Origin of the sequence: Serratia sp. CY27727 (assembly GCF_052169275.1) — a bacterium.
Taxonomy (GTDB): domain Bacteria; phylum Pseudomonadota; class Gammaproteobacteria; order Enterobacterales; family Enterobacteriaceae; genus Serratia; species Serratia sarumanii.
Window position 1 is genome coordinate 356,424 of record NZ_JBJNLB010000001.1, and the last position, 17,095, is coordinate 373,518.

The 17,095-nt window shown below is 57.7% G+C and carries 18 protein-coding genes and 1 tRNA gene; 11 read left to right on the plus strand and 8 right to left on the minus strand.

The window, feature by feature from the left end; translation table 11 throughout:
• Positions 1 to 183: 183 nt before the first annotated feature.
• The 4 genes from mdoC (at position 184) to ACJ8HB_RS01850 (ending at position 4,225) form a co-directional block, all read left to right on the plus strand.
• The gene (gene mdoC / locus ACJ8HB_RS01835; protein WP_047568104.1) at positions 184 to 1,314 is read left to right on the plus strand and encodes a glucans biosynthesis protein MdoC; all 1,131 of its coding nucleotides are present in this window, start codon (positions 184 to 186) and stop codon (positions 1,312 to 1,314) included.
• Positions 1,315 to 1,617: 303 nt separating this feature from the next.
• The gene (locus ACJ8HB_RS01840) at positions 1,618 to 1,842 is read left to right on the plus strand and encodes a hypothetical protein (RefSeq protein ID WP_033638012.1); all 225 of its coding nucleotides are present in this window, start codon (positions 1,618 to 1,620) and stop codon (positions 1,840 to 1,842) included.
• Positions 1,843 to 2,125: 283 nt separating this feature from the next.
• The gene (locus ACJ8HB_RS01845; RefSeq protein WP_033638011.1) at positions 2,126 to 3,847 is read left to right on the plus strand and encodes a potassium/proton antiporter; all 1,722 of its coding nucleotides are present in this window, start codon (positions 2,126 to 2,128) and stop codon (positions 3,845 to 3,847) included.
• 249 nt (positions 3,848 to 4,096) lie between these two features.
• Positions 4,097 to 4,225 (plus strand): hypothetical protein, encoded by a 129-nt coding sequence (locus ACJ8HB_RS01850; protein WP_033638010.1) that lies wholly within the window; start codon positions 4,097 to 4,099, stop codon positions 4,223 to 4,225.
• A 62-nt stretch (positions 4,226 to 4,287) separates the two neighbouring features.
• Here the strand turns inward: ACJ8HB_RS01850 and ACJ8HB_RS01855 are convergent, their stop codons facing one another.
• The 5 genes from ACJ8HB_RS01855 to cho all read right to left on the minus strand — a co-directional run bounded on the left by ACJ8HB_RS01855 (position 4,288) and on the right by cho (position 6,658).
• Positions 4,288 to 4,419, minus strand: a complete 132-nt coding sequence (locus tag ACJ8HB_RS01855) for a hypothetical protein (RefSeq protein ID WP_015377413.1) — start codon at positions 4,417 to 4,419, stop codon at positions 4,288 to 4,290.
• A gap of 69 nt (positions 4,420 to 4,488) precedes the next feature.
• Positions 4,489 to 4,992, minus strand: a complete 504-nt coding sequence (locus tag ACJ8HB_RS01860) for a YlaC family protein (RefSeq protein WP_033638009.1) — start codon at positions 4,990 to 4,992, stop codon at positions 4,489 to 4,491.
• Positions 4,993 to 5,115: 123 nt separating this feature from the next.
• Positions 5,116 to 5,415 carry a sigma-S stabilization anti-adapter protein IraP gene (locus tag ACJ8HB_RS01865; RefSeq protein WP_047568106.1) on the minus strand — a complete coding sequence of 100 codons (300 nt, stop codon included), beginning with the start codon at positions 5,413 to 5,415 and terminating at the stop codon, positions 5,116 to 5,118.
• A gap of 185 nt (positions 5,416 to 5,600) precedes the next feature.
• Positions 5,601 to 5,697 (minus strand) — tRNA-OTHER (locus tag ACJ8HB_RS01870).
• A gap of 112 nt (positions 5,698 to 5,809) precedes the next feature.
• The gene (cho, locus tag ACJ8HB_RS01875) at positions 5,810 to 6,658 is read right to left on the minus strand and encodes an excinuclease Cho (protein WP_033647447.1); all 849 of its coding nucleotides are present in this window, start codon (positions 6,656 to 6,658) and stop codon (positions 5,810 to 5,812) included.
• A 239-nt stretch (positions 6,659 to 6,897) separates the two neighbouring features.
• Here cho and ACJ8HB_RS01880 point away from each other — a divergent pair, with 239 nt between their 5' ends.
• The 6 genes from ACJ8HB_RS01880 (at position 6,898) to ACJ8HB_RS01905 (ending at position 13,942) form a co-directional block, all read left to right on the plus strand.
• Complete coding sequence (locus ACJ8HB_RS01880) at positions 6,898 to 8,079, plus strand: efflux RND transporter periplasmic adaptor subunit (RefSeq protein ID WP_047571648.1); 1,182 nt, start codon at positions 6,898 to 6,900, stop codon at positions 8,077 to 8,079.
• Positions 8,076 to 10,013 (plus strand): MacB family efflux pump subunit, encoded by a 1,938-nt coding sequence (locus ACJ8HB_RS01885; protein ID WP_047568108.1) that lies wholly within the window; start codon positions 8,076 to 8,078, stop codon positions 10,011 to 10,013. Before ACJ8HB_RS01880 ends, ACJ8HB_RS01885 begins: the two co-directional genes overlap by 4 nt.
• A gap of 3 nt (positions 10,014 to 10,016) precedes the next feature.
• Positions 10,017 to 11,384, plus strand: coding sequence for a TolC family protein (locus tag ACJ8HB_RS01890; protein WP_047568109.1), 1,368 nt, complete (start codon positions 10,017 to 10,019; stop codon positions 11,382 to 11,384).
• 417 nt (positions 11,385 to 11,801) lie between these two features.
• A complete protein-coding gene (gene proP, locus ACJ8HB_RS01895; protein WP_047568110.1) occupies positions 11,802 to 13,304 on the plus strand; it encodes a glycine betaine/L-proline transporter ProP in 1,503 nt (500 codons plus the stop codon).
• 140 nt (positions 13,305 to 13,444) lie between these two features.
• Positions 13,445 to 13,582, plus strand: a complete 138-nt coding sequence (locus ACJ8HB_RS01900) for a hypothetical protein (protein WP_162062229.1) — start codon at positions 13,445 to 13,447, stop codon at positions 13,580 to 13,582.
• Between the two features lie 90 nt (positions 13,583 to 13,672).
• Positions 13,673 to 13,942, plus strand: a complete 270-nt coding sequence (locus tag ACJ8HB_RS01905) for a hypothetical protein (protein WP_033646469.1) — start codon at positions 13,673 to 13,675, stop codon at positions 13,940 to 13,942.
• Positions 13,943 to 14,007: 65 nt separating this feature from the next.
• Here the strand turns inward: ACJ8HB_RS01905 and ACJ8HB_RS01910 are convergent, their stop codons facing one another.
• The 3 genes from ACJ8HB_RS01910 to ACJ8HB_RS01920 all read right to left on the minus strand — a co-directional run bounded on the left by ACJ8HB_RS01910 (position 14,008) and on the right by ACJ8HB_RS01920 (position 15,400).
• Positions 14,008 to 14,559, minus strand: a complete 552-nt coding sequence (locus ACJ8HB_RS01910) for a hypothetical protein (RefSeq protein WP_047568113.1) — start codon at positions 14,557 to 14,559, stop codon at positions 14,008 to 14,010.
• The gene (locus tag ACJ8HB_RS01915; protein ID WP_047571649.1) at positions 14,525 to 14,806 is read right to left on the minus strand and encodes a hypothetical protein; all 282 of its coding nucleotides are present in this window, start codon (positions 14,804 to 14,806) and stop codon (positions 14,525 to 14,527) included. Before ACJ8HB_RS01915 ends, ACJ8HB_RS01910 begins: the two co-directional genes overlap by 35 nt.
• A 141-nt stretch (positions 14,807 to 14,947) precedes the next feature.
• The gene (locus tag ACJ8HB_RS01920) at positions 14,948 to 15,400 is read right to left on the minus strand and encodes a PaaI family thioesterase (RefSeq protein WP_033654150.1); all 453 of its coding nucleotides are present in this window, start codon (positions 15,398 to 15,400) and stop codon (positions 14,948 to 14,950) included.
• A gap of 231 nt (positions 15,401 to 15,631) precedes the next feature.
• Between ACJ8HB_RS01920 and ACJ8HB_RS01925 the strand changes: the two genes are divergently transcribed.
• Positions 15,632 to 16,972 (plus strand): anaerobic C4-dicarboxylate transporter, encoded by a 1,341-nt coding sequence (locus ACJ8HB_RS01925; protein WP_033646470.1) that lies wholly within the window; start codon positions 15,632 to 15,634, stop codon positions 16,970 to 16,972.
• Positions 16,973 to 17,095: the final 123 nt, after the last annotated feature.

Sequence of the window (17,095 nt, forward strand, 5' to 3'; positions counted from 1 at the left end):
TGGATGGTTCATGTTTACGGCTCATTGTTTAAGCAGCTGATGGAACACCAGCGTAGCAAGCCGCGCAACAAGACGCTATGGAAAAATGCGGGGGGCTATAGTAGGGTTCCGGATAACAATTTAACGTTTGACGACTTATTAAGCGTGTTAATGAACTCTCGATTAAATCACCAGCGGTAATCTATGACTAAAGGCAGCAAACAGCGCGAGTTTTTTCTCGACTCCATCAGAGCCTATTTGATGTTGCTCGGCATCCCGTTTCACCTCTCCCTGATCTATTCCAGCCACGCCTGGGCGGTGAACAGCCCGTCGCCCTCTTTCTCGCTCACGGTGCTGAACGACTTCATCCACGCCTTCCGCATGCAGGTGTTCTTCGTGATCTCCGGCTACTTCTCCTACATGCTTTACGAGCGCTACGAGCGCCACCAGTGGCTGAAGGTACGGCTGGAGCGGGTGGCGATCCCGCTGTTGAGTTCCATCCCGCTAATCACGGTGCCGCAGTTTTTCATGCTGAAATATTTCACCGATAAATTAAACGGCTGGGATGAGTTTTCTCTCTATCAGAAAATAAATGTAACAGTTTGGGAATTGGTGTCTCATCTTTGGTTCTTATTGACCCTGTCATTGTTAACCTGCGCCTGCTTTTATCTGTTCCGCAACATCAAGCGTCAACCCCGTGAACATATTCCTGCGTTAATAAACAGAATGCGTGGATTAGGAAACATCTCACTGTATTTCTTTATTTATGCGATATGCTATTCGGCCGCGCACCGCATTATTTTAATTTTTGCACCGCAGCTATTATCCAACGGCCTGTTCAATTTCGTGGTGATGGAGACGATGTTTTACCTGCCGTTCTTCATCCTCGGCGCTTATGCGTTTAAGTATGTGTGGCTTAAGGAGATTTTTCTGCGCCGCTCACCGCTGGCGCTGCTCGGTTCGCTGCTGCTGTTTATCGCATATATGCTGAACCAAAAGCTGCTGGCGCACAGCAGCTATATGTTCGAGCTGGAAGTGGTGATCAAAACCCTAATGGGGATCCTGATGACTAACGTGGTGTTCTCTTTCGGGCATAACCTGCTGAATTATCACTCGCCGCGCATCACCTATCTGGTCAACGCCTCGCTGTTTATATATCTGGTGCACCATCCGTTGACCCTGATATATGGCGCTTTCGTGACGCCTTATATCGGCAACAACCTGTTGGGATTCTTGCTGGGCCTGCTGTTTGTGTTCTCGCTGGCCTTCGCGTTATATGAACTGCACAAACGCGTTCCGCTGCTGCGCTTCCTGTTCTCCGGCAAGCCGCAATAACCTTGGCCCCTGTAACCCAGAACATTTGCAGGGGCTTTCTGTCATATTACCGCCGTGTAAAAAGCCTATACTGGTCGTTTGCATGCAGAGCACACATTGCTCAGCCTGACGTCGCCCGTTAGGGCAAAGTGATACGGCTGCATAGATAACCTAGCCGTTATAACTGCAATGCATAAGTAGAAATCCGGATCCCTGCCTTACGGTAGTGATTGGGCTCAACACCCCCGAAGGGCTGCGCGATCGTTTAATTCATCCGATGGCGTTAGCTGCATCTCCCTTCCGTCACGACAGAGAGGATTTTGAATGACCGACAAGAACACCCCGGCTCAGGAAGCCATAGCGGAAAACGCCACCTTGCTGAAGATCCTCGGCAGGTTGCTGTCCGCGCTGGACGCCTCAATCAGCGGCAAAGAACGCAGCATTCTGGTCGCTGAGCTCTCCAACTTCAATCTCGACGGCATTTCCGAAGCGGAAAGCAAGCTGGCCTCCGAGCTGATCAAACGGGCGCTGGAATCGCTCGATCATTAATCCTACCGCGCCTGCAAACCATTAAGCCTGCCTGCGCGGGCTTAATGGTTTTTCCCTCAGCCACGATCGAACATTGTTGCCGAAGCAGAAATACAGCAGCCTGATAATGTTGGATAAAAGGCGGGAATCTCCCTCTTCTCCTCACTTTCTTCGTTTAATCACACCAAAGGGCAATAATTGATCGGTTGTTTTCGCAATCAGCCTTGGCGTTTTACCCACTAAACACGTTATCATCGACACACTCGCAGTGCCCCCTATCCCCCAGCCTCAGGAGAGCGATATTTTGGATGCCAGCACCATTAACAGTTTGTTCGTCATCGGTGCCGTGCTGGTGGGGGCAAGCATTCTGCTCAGCTCATTTTCTTCCCGGCTCGGCATTCCGATCCTGGTGATCTTTCTGGCGATCGGCATGTTGGCCGGCGTCGATGGCCCCGGCGGCATCGTCTTCAGCAATTACCCCGTCGCTTATCTGGTCAGCAACCTCGCGTTGGCGGTGATCCTGCTCGACGGCGGCATGCGTACCCGGGTCAGCTCTTTCCGCGTCGCCCTGTGGCCGGCGCTGTCTCTCGCCACCATCGGTGTGGTGATCACCGCCGGTCTGACCGGCATGGCCGCCGCCTGGCTGTTCAATCTCGATCTGCTGCAGGGGCTGCTGATCGGCGCCATTATCGGTTCCACCGACGCCGCCGCAGTATTCTCCCTCTTGGGGGGCAAAGGTTTGAACGAACGCGTCAGCGCCACGCTGGAGATCGAATCCGGCAGCAACGATCCGATGGCGGTGTTTCTCACCATCACGCTGATTGCGATGATCGCCGCCGGGGAAACCGCGCTGAGCTGGGCCTTCCCGCTGCATCTGATGCAGCAGTTCGGTATGGGCATCGTCTTCGGTCTGGGCGGCGGCTGGCTGCTGCTGACGCTGATCAACCACATCAAACTGGCGGACGGCCTCTATCCGCTGCTGGCGGTGAGCGGCGGCATTCTTATTTTTGCGCTGACCACCGCGCTGGACGGCAGCGGCATTCTGGCGGTGTATCTGTGCGGCCTGCTGCTGGGCAACCGGCCGATCCGCAACCGGCACGGCATCGTACAAACCTTCGACGGCCTGGCGTGGCTCAGCCAGATCGGCATGTTCCTGGTGCTTGGCTTGCTGCTCAACCCGCACGAGCTGCTGCCGATCGCCATCCCTGCCCTGCTGCTGTCGCTATGGATGATCCTGTTCGCCCGTCCGCTGTCGGTGTTTATCGGCCTGCTGCCGTTCCGCAGCTTTACCCTGCGCGAGCGCGGCTTTATTTCCTGGGTCGGCCTGCGCGGCGCGGTGCCGGTGATCCTGGCGGTGTTCCCGATGATGGCCGGGCTGCCCAACGCCCAGCTGTTTTTCAACGTGGCGTTCTTCGTGGTGCTGGTCTCCCTGCTGCTGCAAGGCACCACGCTGTCGTTTGCCGCCAAAAAAGCCAAGGTGATCGTGCCGCCGGCGCTGACGCCGATCTCCCGCGTTGGGCTGGACGTGCACCCGGAGAACCAGTGGGAACAGTTCGTGTATCAGCTTTCGGCGGAAAACTGGTGCGTCGGCGCGGCGTTGCGGGAGCTGAAGATGCCACCCAATACCCGCATCGCCGCCCTGTTCCGCGGCAAAGAACTGCTGCATCCAAGCGGCAGTACCCGCCTGCGGGAGAACGATATTCTGTGCGTTATCGGCCATGAGCACGACCTGCCCATCCTCGGCAAACTGTTCAGCCAGGCGCCGGCCGTGACGCTCGACGAGCGCTTCTTCGGCGACTTTATCCTGCAGTCCGATGCCCGTTTAAGCGACATCTCGCAGCTTTATGGCCTCAATCTGCAAGACGACGTGGACGAGCAGCAGACGCTGGGCCAGTTCGTCATTCAGCTGATCGGCGGCGAACCGGTGATCGGCGACCAGGTGGAATGGGACGGCCTGACCTGGACCATCGCCGAAATGGACGGCAATCAAGTCAGCAAGATAGGCGTGCGGATCGTAACCGACTGACGCTGCCGCACCGGCTGCGTTATCAGACGAGGGAACTTCTGGCCTTAAGAACGTTCTTAATCACTATCATGATGCATGAAATAGGGCGTCGCTGAATTATATCCCTTTGATATAAAAACTTAACAGCGGCGTCCACAGGGATTAAGGACGTGAACGGCAAGACTCGATTTCTTTCGGTAATGATGCTTATGGCGCTGGGCGTAGCGGCGCTCGATCTCAGCATCGCCGGTTTGGTCCATAGACTTTTAATTGGATAATTTCAACGTGACGCAGCAGGAACAAGAAAAAGACATTCTGGGGAAAATACTGGTGACGGTGTCCGCGCTTTGCCTGATTCTGGTGGCGACGTTGCTGATCTGGGGATTCGTGCTGGATTGACACCCCACGACGCTCAGACATAAAAAAAACCGCCGCGGCGGTTTTTTTTATGGGGCAGGCGATCAGATCTTGCAACCTTCGCAGTCCGCTTCGTCTTCGAGGAACTCAGGGACCTCTTTTACCTTCTGCGCCGCTTTTTCTTCGGCTTTCGCCAGTTCGGCATCGATATCAAAATCGAAAATATCATCACTCATCGCTTGATCCTCATTCTGCTTCTCGTTCAAACGCTGAGTATAATCGACAAGCCGCCGGCCGGAAACCTTTCAGTTTGCCGCCGCCAGCTGCGGCTGCTCATCCTGCGGCTTTTTTCCGTACGCCATGTCGTACACGTCGTAGAAGTCGATTTCGCCCTTGTTGCCGATGATCACGCGCATCTTCTGTTTCAGCGCGGCGCCGATGGACGGCTCCTCCAGCAGTTGCTGCACCGCATAGGGCGACAGCGCGCGGGTAAAGTACCACTCGCCGTTGTAGCAAACCCGCAGATCGAGCACCCCGATGTCCTCGAAGCGGTATACCGGCCGGATCTCGATCAGCAGCATGGCGAACATGAACAGCACAAAAGCGGTGAAGCCCAGGAAAGCATATATCCCCATGTACGGCACCTGGTACATCACGGCGATCACCGCGAAATAACCGGCGAACATGGCAAGGCACAGATAGCGGTGAGTGCGAGCGAATTCGCTGTTGAAGCGCGGCTTGCCGTCACGCCCTTCGCGCCGATTGATCTGTTCAATCTCTTTAACCAAGATGCTTTTAATCGCGTCCATCGTTACAACCTTATGCTGGAAACAGCATTGCCATCAAATCTCACCGCTAAAAGTAACACAAGTACAGTTTCGCCAGGTAGATCAGTTAGCCAACTTAATGGCTGCAACTGTTATAGTTCGGCTTCAGCGCGGTTGGGCGGCCTTGCCTTGCGCAAACATGAACATGCGCTGGGCCACATCGTCGGCCTGTTTGATTTTCTGCTTTTGCGGTTCGTTGCTGCGTTGAATGGCGCGGGCGTAGGCGATTTCATGGGCCTGATCGATCATCGCGATGATCCGATCGCGTTCGGTCTTTTCCATATTGCCCAATATGGTGGTGATAATCGCCTGATAAGCGTTGGACGCGGCGCTCAGCGCTTTCTCTCTCGCCTCAAGGGCGGCGACGCGTTGCAAGAGTTCCTGCAGTTGCTCGGAGTGAGACATATCGACCTCCTGTTGCCGGGCAGCAAGCCTGCCTGATTACAGTTTAGCAAAGGATCGAAAGAGAAAGAGGAAGGAAAGCCAGCGGTTACGGTAAAGCACACCCGAAAATCCCAACGAGGAGCCGATAGTGCAAATCAACCCGGGTGCGCTTTACGGTAAGCGCGGTGAGATGAAGGGAAGAAAGCTGGCGCGCTATGCAGGACTCGAACCCGCGTCTATCAATTTTCAAGCCAAAACAAGCCATTATAAAACCAATCACTCTGCCAACTGAGTTAATAGCGCGTTCCTTCGCTTCGGGGCGCCATTATCCATAACAACATTATGGACTCAAGCTTTTTTAGCCTAATGCGCTGAATTTACAGATAAGTCTTAGGCTATCGACAGCGTTATGGCATTACGGCAGCTCAATAATACGATAATCGCCGGCCATGAGCGGCTTGCACAAAATCTTGTAGCCATCGCTGTCAAAATGGCTGGCCGCACTCTGCAGCCGCTGCGCCTGCGCCAGGCTGCTGACCGAGCCCAGATAAAACCAATTGTGAATCACATGGTACTGACGCAACGTCTCGCCCTGTTCTTCCAACGCCACGCGCCCGGCGAATGGCCAACAGGCGATGCGCAGCTGTTCAAGCGCCGCGCTGAGCCGCCGCGCATGTTCCTGCGCCGACTCCACGCCGCAGCAGGCGCCGGCGCACTTGCGCAGGCTGTAGCGGAAGCAGGCTCGCCCCGCGGGCAGCTTGTCGATCCCCAGCTTGCCATAACATAAACGATGCTCGTCGGCGATGGCGCGCAGTTTTTCCAGCGCGGCATGGCGATTGGCAAACAGCCCGTAGAGGTGGGGCGTGACGGCGAAATCGATCTCTTTGGCGTGGGCAATCGTCACCGTGTCCGCCTGCAGACGCAGCGCACACAGCTGTTTCGAGCGCCGCAGGCGTTTGTTGAACAACGGTTGTTGCTGCTTGATCAACTGCGCCTCCAGCAGCAATGCGCCCAACTCGCCGGCGGTCTCGATAAAGCTGATGCGCCGGGTTTGGCGCAGCATTTTCGCCTCGTCCTGCGCGCGAAAATGCGCCATCACCCGGCTGCGTACGTTGACGCTTTTACCGATGTAAAGCGGCAGGCTTTCGCTCTCGCCGTGGAACAGATAGACGCCCGGCCCCTTGGGCAACGGCGCCAGACAGGCGCGCAGGTGCTCCGGGTATTGGTAAATGTCGAGTTCCGGCTCGAGGCGGTTTGGCATCATGGCGGCGGCGTTGTCCTGCTGATGAATGAATACTGGTTTTTTACCCAGTATAACGCGCCACACAGCCGGTTGCACCCCGAAGGATAATAACTCGCCGTGATCTTTAGTGGGAAAGCCTTTACTATCTCCTTTCCAGCGGGAAAGCGCCTCACGTTTAGCGCCAGTTCAAGCTGGCGCTGCCATGATGGCAGACTGGAACCGCCGCTTTTATCGTTATGGAAAACCTGGGCATGACTTCACTGAAACTCACCCCCCGTCGTCTGGCGTTGATCGCCGTCATCATTTTCATCTGCGTCGCCATCGCGCTGGCCCTCTATTGGCAACGCCCGCCGCAGCAGGATTACGTTACCGCAACGGCCCGCCTGGGCGATATCGAGAACGCCGTGCTGGCCACCGGGCGACTGGATGCCGTCGAACGCGTTAACGTCGGTGCGCGGGTCTCCGGTGAAGTGAAATCGCTGAAGGTCAAACTGGGCGATCGCGTCACCAAAGGGCAACCGATCGCCGACATCGACGATCTGCAACAGCGCAACGATCTGCGCAACGCCGAGGCGGCGCTGAACGTCATCAAGGCCGAACTGCAGGCCAAACAGGCGCAGCTGAAACAGGCCGAATCGCGTTTCAAACGCCAGCGCCGCATGCTGAACGACGAAGCCAGCTCGCGGGAGGACTTCGAAACCGCCGAAGCCACGCTCGCCACCACCCGCGCCGAGCAGCTTTCGCTCAATGCCCGCCTGGTGCAGGCGCAGATTGAAGTCGACAAGAAAAAAATCGATCTGGGCTATACCCGCGTGGTCGCGCCGATGGACGGCATCGTCATCGCCGTGGTTACGCAGCAGGGGCAAACGGTCAACTCCAGCCAAAGCGCGCCGACCATCGTCAAGCTGGCGCGGCTGGATATGATGACCATCAAGGCGCAGATCTCCGAAGCCGACATCACCCGCATTTCACCGGGGCAAAAGGCGTACTTCACTATTTTTTCCGATCCGGATAAACGCTACGACGCCACGCTGCGCACCATCGAACTGGCACCGGAATCGGTAATGAAAGACGACTCGCTCGCCGGCACCAGCTCCGCCTCCGGTTCCGGCACCTCGAACGCGTCGGTCTATTACAACGCGCTGCTGGACGTGCCCAATCCGGAAAACCGCCTGCGCATCGCCATGACCGCGCAGGTGTCCTTGCTGCTCGGCGAAGCGAAGAACACCCTGCTGGTGCCGATCCAGGCAGTGCATAAAATCGATGGCAAAGAGCAGCAGGTGCAGGTGCTGACCCAAGACCAGCGGCTGGAAACGCGCAAAGTGACCACCGGCATCACCAACAACGTCGACATTCAGATCCTCAGCGGCCTGAAAGCCGGTGAAACCGTGGTGCTGTCGCAGCCCGCCGCCAAGCCGGCTGAGGATGGCATCTTCCTGTGAACGCGATCATCGAGCTAAAAGGCATCAGCCGAACGTACACCAACGGCGGCCAGGCGCTGACGGTGTTGAAAGACATCGATTTGACCATCGCCGCCGGCGAACTGGTGGCGATCATCGGCGCCTCCGGTTCCGGCAAATCGACGCTGATGAACATCATGGGCTGCCTCGATGTGCCGGATCGCGGCGACTACTACATCAGCGGCCAGAACGCCGCCCACCTGTCGCCGGACGAACTGGCCCGCCTGCGCCGCGAGCATATCGGCTTTATCTTCCAGCGTTACCACCTGATGCCCGATCTCAACGCGCTGAGCAACGTTGAAATCCCGGCCATCTACGCCAACGCCCGGCGCGATCAGCGGCGGCAGCGAGCGGCGCAACTGCTGGCGCGGTTGGGCCTGGAGGGGCGCGAAGACCACAAGCCCGGCCAGCTTTCCGGCGGCCAGCAGCAGCGCGTCAGCATCGCGCGCTCGCTGATCAACGGCGGCGAAATTATCCTGGCGGACGAACCGACCGGCGCGCTGGACACCCAATCCGGCCAGGAAGTGCTGGCGATCCTCAGCGAGCTGAACCAACGCGGCCACACCGTGGTGATCGTCACCCACGATATGAAAGTGGCGCAACATGCGCAGCGCGTCATCGAACTGCAAGACGGCAAAATCATCGCTGACAGCGGACGCCAATCGGCACCCGCCGTCGCGCTACCGCCGCCGAACCGCAGCCGGCAAAGCGGCTGGCAAAGTCTTATCGACCGCACCCGCGAGTCGCTGCACATGGCGCTGAAGGCGATGAACGCCCACCGCCTGCGCACCGCGTTGACCATGACCGGCATTATCTTCGGCATCGCCGCCGTGGTTACGGTAGTCGCGCTGGGCGAAGGCGCCAAACAGCGCACGCTGGAGAATATCAAGGGGCTCGGCACCAACGTGGTGAGCATCTATCCGGGGCGTGACTTCTTCGACGACGCCATCGACAGCATCCGCACCCTGGTGCCGGCCGATGCCGACGCGCTGGCGCAGCAAAGCTTCGTCGACAGCGTCAGCCCGGAAGTCAGCGCGTCCGACAGCATCCGTTTTCGCAGCAAATCCGCCACCGCGTCAATCACCGGCGTCGGCCGCGACTATTTCCGCGTCAACGGCATCACGCTGGTGCAAGGCGCCACCTTCCGCGACGATCGCAATGCGCTGCAGGAAGTGATCATCGACGACAATGCGCGCCAGGCGCTGTTCGGCGATTTCGGCGTCGAGCCGCTCGGCCAGATCGTGTTTCTCGGCTCGGTGCCGGCGCGGGTGGTCGGCGTCGCCAAAAGCGAACACAGCTACGCGCCCAACCGCATCAGCGTCTGGATGCCCTACAGCACGGTGATGTACCGTATGGTCGGCAAAACCACGCTCAGCGGCATCACCGTGCGCTTGAAGGATGACGTCGCCAGCGAAGCCGCCGTCAGCGCCATCACGCAGTTGCTGACTCAGCGGCATGGCGTAAAAGATTTCATGACGTTCAACCGCGATCAGTTCCGTAAATCGATCGAGCGCACCTCGATGACGCTCAGTTTGCTGATCCTGATGGTGGCCTCGATCTCGCTGGTGATCGGCAGCCTGGGCGTGATGAACATCATGCTGGTCTCGGTGACCGAGCGCACCCATGAGATCGGCGTGCGCATGGCGGTCGGCGCAAGGCGCGGCGACATCATGCAACAGTTCATGATCGAGGCGGTGCTGGTCTGTTTGATCGGCGGCGCATTAGGCATCGCACTGTCGTTCGCCGCCGGTTCGCTGTTCACCTCGCTGGCGGGCGGCATGTTCACCGCCATCTATTCCTGGCAAGCCGCCGCGACGGCGTTTTTCTGTTCAACCTTAATCGGCATGATCTTCGGTTATCTCCCCGCCCGCAAAGCGGCAAGGATGGATCCGGTCGTTTCATTGGCCAGCGAGTAACCCATGAAAATTTTATCTCCCCTGGCGTTAAGCCTCGCCGCCCTGCTCACCGCCGGCTGCGGCAATGCCCTGAAAAGCGACTACCGCGCGCCGCAGGTCAACTATCCGACGAGCTGGCAGCACGCCGCCGACAACGCCGCGCCGACGCCGTTCGACTGGCGCGATTTCCACGATCCCGAGCTCGATCGCTGGCTGCAACAGGTGATGGCCAGCAACAACGATCTGGCCGTCGCCGTGCTGCGCGTCTACCGTGCGCGGCTCGAGGCGGAACGCGTCGGCATCAGCACCGCCCCCGACGTCAACGCCTCGTTGAACAGCGGCATCAATCGCCCGCTGTCGGAGTCCTCCGCGTGGAATAAAACCAGCAACGCGTCGCTCACCACCAGCTATGAAGTCGACCTTTGGGGCAAGCTGGCGCGCCAGCGCGACGCCGCCGAGTGGGCCAGCCAGGCTTCCGCGCAGGATCTGCAGACGGCGCGCCTGACGCTGCTGGCCAACGCCGCCACGAATTACTGGCGCATCGGCTTCCTCAATCAGCAGATCGGCGTCAGCCAGGCGAGCATCGCCTACGCCAAACAGACGCTGCGGCTGGCCAACGCCCGCTACCGGGCCGGCAGCATCTCGGCGCTGGACATGGTGAACGCGGAACAAAACGTGCTGACGCAGGAAAGCCGGCTGCTGGCGTTGCAACACGATCGTCAACAGGCTCTGAATGAACAGGCGGTGCTGCTGGGCGCGCCTTCAGGCCAGGCCACTATCGCGCCCGCGCGTCTGCCGACGACGGCGATGCCGCAGATCAACACCGGCATTCCCGCCAGCGTCTTGAGCCGGCGCCCGGATCTCAGCGCCAAAGAGCTGCGGTTGCGCGCCGCCCTGGCCAACGTCGACGAGAAACGTCTGCAGTACTATCCCGCGTTCAGCCTGACCGGCTCGCTGGGCGCCAGCAGCAGCGCGCTGCTGGAGTTCCTGCGCAACCCGACGGGCAGCCTCGGCGCCGGCCTGACGCTGCCGTTCCTGCAGTGGCGGCAAATGGGGGTGGATATCAAGATCGCCCGTAACGACTACGAACAGCAGGTGCTGGAATTCAGGCAGGCGCTGTACAAGGCGATGGGCGATGTGAATAACGCGCTGTCGCTGCGCGCACAGCTGCGGGCACAAGAGACGCAGCTGCAGGCCTCGCTGGCATTGGCGCGCAAATCGGAGCGGCTGAACGAGGTGCGTTACCGGCAGGGCGCCGTCACCATTACCGACTGGCTAAATGCTCAGGAGCAGCGCCGGCAGGCGGAACTGGCGGTGGACGAGAACCGCTTCGCGCAGTACCAGAACCTGGCGAAAATCTATCTGGAATTCGGCGGTTCGTCGGTACCCTAAACCAAACTGCCTGGCCATACTCCGGCCAGGTGATTTTTTAGCGGTGAACACATCAATTTTTCCTGTTTTATCTCCCGTACTCTCTATACTTCAAACATTCCTAATCAGACGAAAAACCGTCAAATCGCACAATTATTAGACCATTCTCGCACCAGATCGGTGCAAACACTTAAGTTAAACTGCTGGATTTGATCGGCGCAAGATATAACGTTAAGCTATAGATGCAAAATAATTAGTCACCTAAATGACATAATCTTGGCATAAACGACGATATTTTGTGATCCACATCCCAACTTAAATGTGGATAATGAATCGTCTTGAACCGCGATTCGATTAGCCGATTTGATAACTCGAAAACAACAGTGAACGGAGATTACGCTTTCACGAACAACGAATAATTCATTAAGGGATGATTATATGAAGTTAAGAAAAAAACGACATAAACCGATGCACATTAACGACATCACCATCATCGATGACAGCAAACTCAAGAAGGCGATCACCGCGGCGGCTCTGGGCAACGCGATGGAGTGGTTCGACTTCGGCGTATACGGCTTTGTCGCCTATGCGCTCGGCCAGGTCTTCTTCCCAGGCGCCTCTCCCGGCGTGCAAATGATCGCCGCGCTGGCGACCTTCTCCGTGCCCTTCCTGGTGCGTCCGCTCGGCGGCCTGTTCTTCGGCGCCATGGGCGACAAGTTCGGTCGCCAGAAAGTGCTCTCGATCACCATTATCATTATGGCGGTCAGCACCTTCTGTATCGGCCTGATCCCGTCCTATGCGTCGATCGGTATCTGGGCACCGATCCTGCTGCTGCTGGCCAAACTGGCGCAGGGCTTCTCCGTCGGCGGTGAATATTCCGGTGCGGCGATCTTCGTCGCCGAATACTCGCCGGATCGCAAACGCGGTTTTATGGGTAGCTGGTTAGACTTCGGTTCCATCGCCGGCTTTGTGATGGGTGCAGGCGTGGTGGTGCTGATCTCCAGCATCGTCGGCGAAGCCAACTTCCTCGACTGGGGCTGGCGTATCCCGTTCTTCATCGCCGCACCGCTGGGCCTGATCGGTCTCTATCTGCGCCATGCGTTGGAAGAAACCCCGGCGTTCCAGCAGCACGTGGACAAGATGGAGAAAGAGGACCGCAACGCCATCGAAAATCCGCCAAAAACCTCGTTCAAAGAGATCGCGGCCAAACACTGGAAAAGTTTGCTGGTGTGCGTCGGTATCGTCATCTCCACCAACGTGACCTATTACATGCTGCTGACCTACATGCCGAGCTACCTGTCGCATAACCTGCACTACTCGGAAGATCACGGCGTTCTGATCATCATCGCCATCATGATCGGCATGCTGTTCGTACAGCCGGTGATCGGCCTGACCAGCGACCGCATTGGCCGTAAGCCGTTCATTATCGGCGGCAGCATCGGCCTGTTGGCGCTGGCGATCCCGTGCTTCATTCTGATCAACAGCAACGTGATTGGCCTGATCTTCGTCGGTCTGCTGGTGCTGGCGGTGCTGCTCAACTCCTTCACCGGGGTGATGGCCTCGATTCTGCCGGCGATGTTCCCGACGCACATCCGTTACAGCGCGCTGGCAATTTCGTTCAACATTTCGGTGCTGATCGCCGGTGCGACGCCGACCGCCGCCGCTTGGCTGGTCGAAGCGACCGGCAACCTGTACATGCCGGCCTACTACCTGATGGTTGTGGCGGTGATCGGTCTTATCACCGGTCTGTACATGAAAGAAACCGCCAACAAGCCGCTGCGCGGCGCGACGCCGGCCGCTTCGGATCGCTCAGAAGCGAAAGAGCTGCTGCAGGAGACCTACGACAACATCGAACAGAAAGTCGAGGACATCAACGCGCAGATCGCCGAATTGGAAAAGAAAAAGCAGATCCTGATCGACCAGCATCCCAAGCTGGATTGATCGGCGCGAAAACACAAAAGCCACCCGTTTGGGTGGCTTTTTTACTTTGATTTCAAAAGGAATAATGCGCAGCGCATTTTATGGCAAGCGGGATTGGTGGCACGCTTTGCCGCACGCCTTTATTAATGAAGAACATAATCATGAGCACGATGGACCTTTCCATCATCATCGGCATCCTGGTTATGCTCGCCCTGTGGCTTGGCGCACTCTTCAACATCGGTGATATCACCTTGAGCATTTCACGTCTGTTCCACTGGATTGAAAGCCAACGCGGCTAACCCCATGCCGACGGTGGAAAACATCGGCTATGATTAAAGACCTTACCGCCATTTTCCGAGACTGCCGCTCGCGATAAAGAGGATCGCATCATGACCGATTATGCGTTCTACAATCAGATCCTGACCCGGCTGGCCGCCAATCACCCCGGCACGCTGGATGAAAAAACCTATGAACTGTGGAAACAAGACGCCACCAGCCCGCACGCCTTCGCCGATCCCTTCGCCTATCTCAAAACCAAGGGCCTGATACAGGCCTATGTGATGAGCGACATCGACGAGAACAACTATGATATCGACCCGCATCAAACGCGGATCACCGCCGCCGGTCTCGAATTCATTCGCAACGGCGGGTTCAAATAAGGGCGACACGCGCCAACAAAAAACCGCCAGACGGCGGTTTTTACTCTAAAAGCAGGCGAACCGGCTCAGGCGGGGAAAGGCCGATAAAAAATGCGCAGCACTTCGTTGTCGCCCTGGCGTAAAAAACCGCCTGCCGGCTGCCAGCGCAGATCGCGCGCCAGATTGAGATTTTCCCAACCGACCGCGCCCCCCACGCCGATGCAAAGATTTTTATTGCCGGCGGCAAAGCCTGCACCGGTGCCGATCATGGCATGCAGCAAACGGGGCGCCGTCGCGTCACGCAGGGAAAATATGCCGATAAAACATCCCTGCGGCGCGCGCAACATATCGGCCATGGTGCGGATCTCGGTATCGTCCGGGCTGACGAAATGTTTGTATTGCTTATCGAACACCGTCTGCCACAGCTGCTTGTATTTCGCCTTGCTGAGCGCGCCTGAACGGTGGGCGCACAGCACCACCGCATCCCAGCACATCTCCCCGCTCAGCGAAAGATACTCTTCCGTATCGGCTTGCGGCTTGTCGGCGTAATGCCGCGCAAATTCAGCCGCATTCAAATGCGGCGGCACGGCCTGTTTGGCAACGTCACTCTTGTAGCGTTTGAAATTCAACCAATGCATGGGAAGTATCCTCTTCATCCGCTAGATTTATGAAGCTGAAGCCGTGGATGAGACGAGCCATCAAATCCAGGGCGTCGTCGGCGATGGCCGTTTCGTCGTCATTCAACCCCTGTTCCACCGACCGCTCAATCGCGTTCATCACCGCCGGAGCGCTGGTTTCCTCCCCCTGCGCCACCACGTCTAATACGGCTTTGCCGATCGCCAGACAAAGCTCATGATCAAACTCAACCTCTTTATACGGCTGCATAATCACTCCGATAAATTTTTCCCCAAGAATACTAGACCACAATGGCGTATCGCGCCTGTCATCGTAGCGCAGCAATCTATGCAGCCGAAGAGAAATGCATCGGGCCCCGGGTTGATAGCCCGAAGCCCTATCACGAGCGAGTTATTGCGGTGCTTGTTCGGTAGGGCGAATGATAAAACAAGTGGCGGTTGCCGAAGCCAGCAGCTTCCCTTCCGCCGTTTTGAGCGTGCCTTCAGCGAAAGCAACGTTCTTCGCCGCATAGACCAGACGCCCCTCGGCGATCAGGTCACTCTCCTTCGGCACAGGGCGCAGCATTTTTACCTGCAGATCGACGGTGCCGTAGCCTACGCCTGCGCCCAGCGTACTGTGCACCGCGCAACCGGTCACCGAGTCCAATACCGTGGCGGCAAAGCCGCCATGTACGCCACCCAGCGGATTCAGATGGCGCCCGTCTGCCCGCGCCACGATGCGGATATACCCTTCTTCCACCGCAACCGGCTTCATGGGCACGGTTTCAGCGATCGAGGCCGCTGGGATCTTGCCGGCCATTGCAGCCTGTAACAGCGCCAGCCCGGTCATTTTTGTCGGGTCCATGGTTTTCTCCTCGGATCAGTAAACCTTTCATATAGTAGAGGTCTGACCTGTTGGCTTGCTTTTTCGTGCTGGTGGCTTCTTCCCCCTTGATTCACTGAGTGTGAGCACCATCACTCTTTAGCGTTAATAACCACAATTTTTTAGCGCCTTTAGATTTAAAACAACTTTCTGTTGTAACCGCCGCCGGAAACTGAACGCAGTTAAGTTCAACATTATTAAGGCGTATCTATCATGGATTTCTTTCTGCAATTAGCGGTTATATTGGCATGCCTGCTGTATGGGGCGCGCAAGGGCGGCATTGCGCTGGGGTTACTGGGCGGTATCGGGTTGATGATCCTGGTGTTCGGCTTTCACCTGCAGCCCGGCAAACCGCCGGTAGACGTGATGCTGGTGATCATCGCGGTGGTGGCGGCCTCCGCCACCCTGCAGGCCTCTGGCGGGCTGGACGTGATGCTGCAAATCGCCGAACGGATGCTGCGGCGCAACCCACGTTACGTCTCGATCATCGCACCGTTCGTGACCTGCATTCTCACTATTCTGTGCGGCACCGGGCACGTGGTGTACACCATCTTGCCGATCATTTATGACGTGGCGATCAAAAATAACATCCGCCCGGAACGGCCGATGGCGGCCAGTTCGATCGGCGCGCAGATGGGCATTATCGCCAGCCCGGTTTCGGTAGCGGTCGTTTCACTGGTGGCGATGCTCAGCAGCTATACCTTCAATGGCCGCCATCTGGAATTCCTCGATCTGCTGTCGATCACCATTCCTTCGACCCTGTGCGGCATTCTGGCGATCGGCATCTTCAGCTGGTTCCGCGGCAAAGACCTGGACAAAGATCCGGAGTTCCAGAAATTCATCTCGGTGCCGGAGAACCATCGCTACGTCTATGGCGATGCCGCCACCTTGCTGGACCGGGTGCTGCCGCGCAGCAACTGGATCGCCATGTGGATTTTCCTCGCTACCATCGCCCTGGTGGCGGTGCTGGGGGCATTTTCCGAGCTGCGGCCCAGCTTCGGCGGCAAGCCGCTCTCCATGGTTCTGGTGATCCAGATGTGCATGTTGATGGCCGGGGCGCTGATCGTCATCATTACCCGCACCAACCCGGCGTCTATCTCTAAAAACGAAGTGTTCCGCTCCGGCATGATCGCCATTGTGGCGGTGTATGGCGTCGCCTGGATGGCGGAAACCATGTTCGGCGCGCACCTGGCGCAGATCGAAGCCACGCTGGGCGTGCTGGTGAAAGAGTACCCCTGGGCCTATGCGCTGATCCTGCTGCTGGTGTCGAAATTCGTCAACTCGCAGGCCGCCGCGCTGGCGGCACTGGTGCCGGTGGCGCTGGCGATCGGCGTCAACCCGGCCTATATCGTCGCTTCGGCGCCGGCCTGCTACGGCTATTACATTCTGCCAACCTATCCCAGCGATCTGGCAGCGATCCAGTTCGACCGCTCCGGCACCACCCGCATCGGCCGCTTCGTGATCAACCACAGCTTTATTCTGCCCGGCCTGATCGGCGTTAGCGTCTCCTGCGTCTTCGGCTGGATCCTCGCTGCGGCGTTCGGTTTCTTATGATTGGTACTGCGGAGCCCTGCGGGGCTCCCTGCAAGCAGGATGACAATCCATGGGCATGGGGTATGACAAAAAAAGGAAGAATGCAGGTGTAACGCGAATTTCAGGCACAAAAAAACCGCCTCT

Coding starts and splice junctions, on each gene's coding strand:
- ACJ8HB_RS01925 (WP_033646470.1), top strand. CDS start 15,632: ATGGATTTCTTTCTGCAATTAGCGGTTATATTGGCATGCCTGCTGTAT.
- ACJ8HB_RS01865 (WP_047568106.1), bottom strand. CDS start 5,415: ATGTCTCACTCCGAGCAACTGCAGGAACTCTTGCAACGCGTCGCCGCC.
- ACJ8HB_RS01860 (WP_033638009.1), bottom strand. CDS start 4,992: ATGGACGCGATTAAAAGCATCTTGGTTAAAGAGATTGAACAGATCAAT.
- ACJ8HB_RS01910 (WP_047568113.1), bottom strand. CDS start 14,559: ATGCATTGGTTGAATTTCAAACGCTACAAGAGTGACGTTGCCAAACAG.
- ACJ8HB_RS01855 (WP_015377413.1), bottom strand. CDS start 4,419: ATGAGTGATGATATTTTCGATTTTGATATCGATGCCGAACTGGCGAAA.
- ACJ8HB_RS01920 (WP_033654150.1), bottom strand. CDS start 15,400: ATGGACCCGACAAAAATGACCGGGCTGGCGCTGTTACAGGCTGCAATG.
- ACJ8HB_RS01840 (WP_033638012.1), top strand. CDS start 1,618: ATGACCGACAAGAACACCCCGGCTCAGGAAGCCATAGCGGAAAACGCC.
- proP (WP_047568110.1), top strand. CDS start 11,802: ATGAAGTTAAGAAAAAAACGACATAAACCGATGCACATTAACGACATC.
- ACJ8HB_RS01890 (WP_047568109.1), top strand. CDS start 10,017: ATGAAAATTTTATCTCCCCTGGCGTTAAGCCTCGCCGCCCTGCTCACC.
- mdoC (WP_047568104.1), top strand. CDS start 184: ATGACTAAAGGCAGCAAACAGCGCGAGTTTTTTCTCGACTCCATCAGA.
- ACJ8HB_RS01905 (WP_033646469.1), top strand. CDS start 13,673: ATGACCGATTATGCGTTCTACAATCAGATCCTGACCCGGCTGGCCGCC.
- ACJ8HB_RS01915 (WP_047571649.1), bottom strand. CDS start 14,806: ATGCAGCCGTATAAAGAGGTTGAGTTTGATCATGAGCTTTGTCTGGCG.
- ACJ8HB_RS01900 (WP_162062229.1), top strand. CDS start 13,445: ATGAGCACGATGGACCTTTCCATCATCATCGGCATCCTGGTTATGCTC.
- cho (WP_033647447.1), bottom strand. CDS start 6,658: ATGATGCCAAACCGCCTCGAGCCGGAACTCGACATTTACCAATACCCG.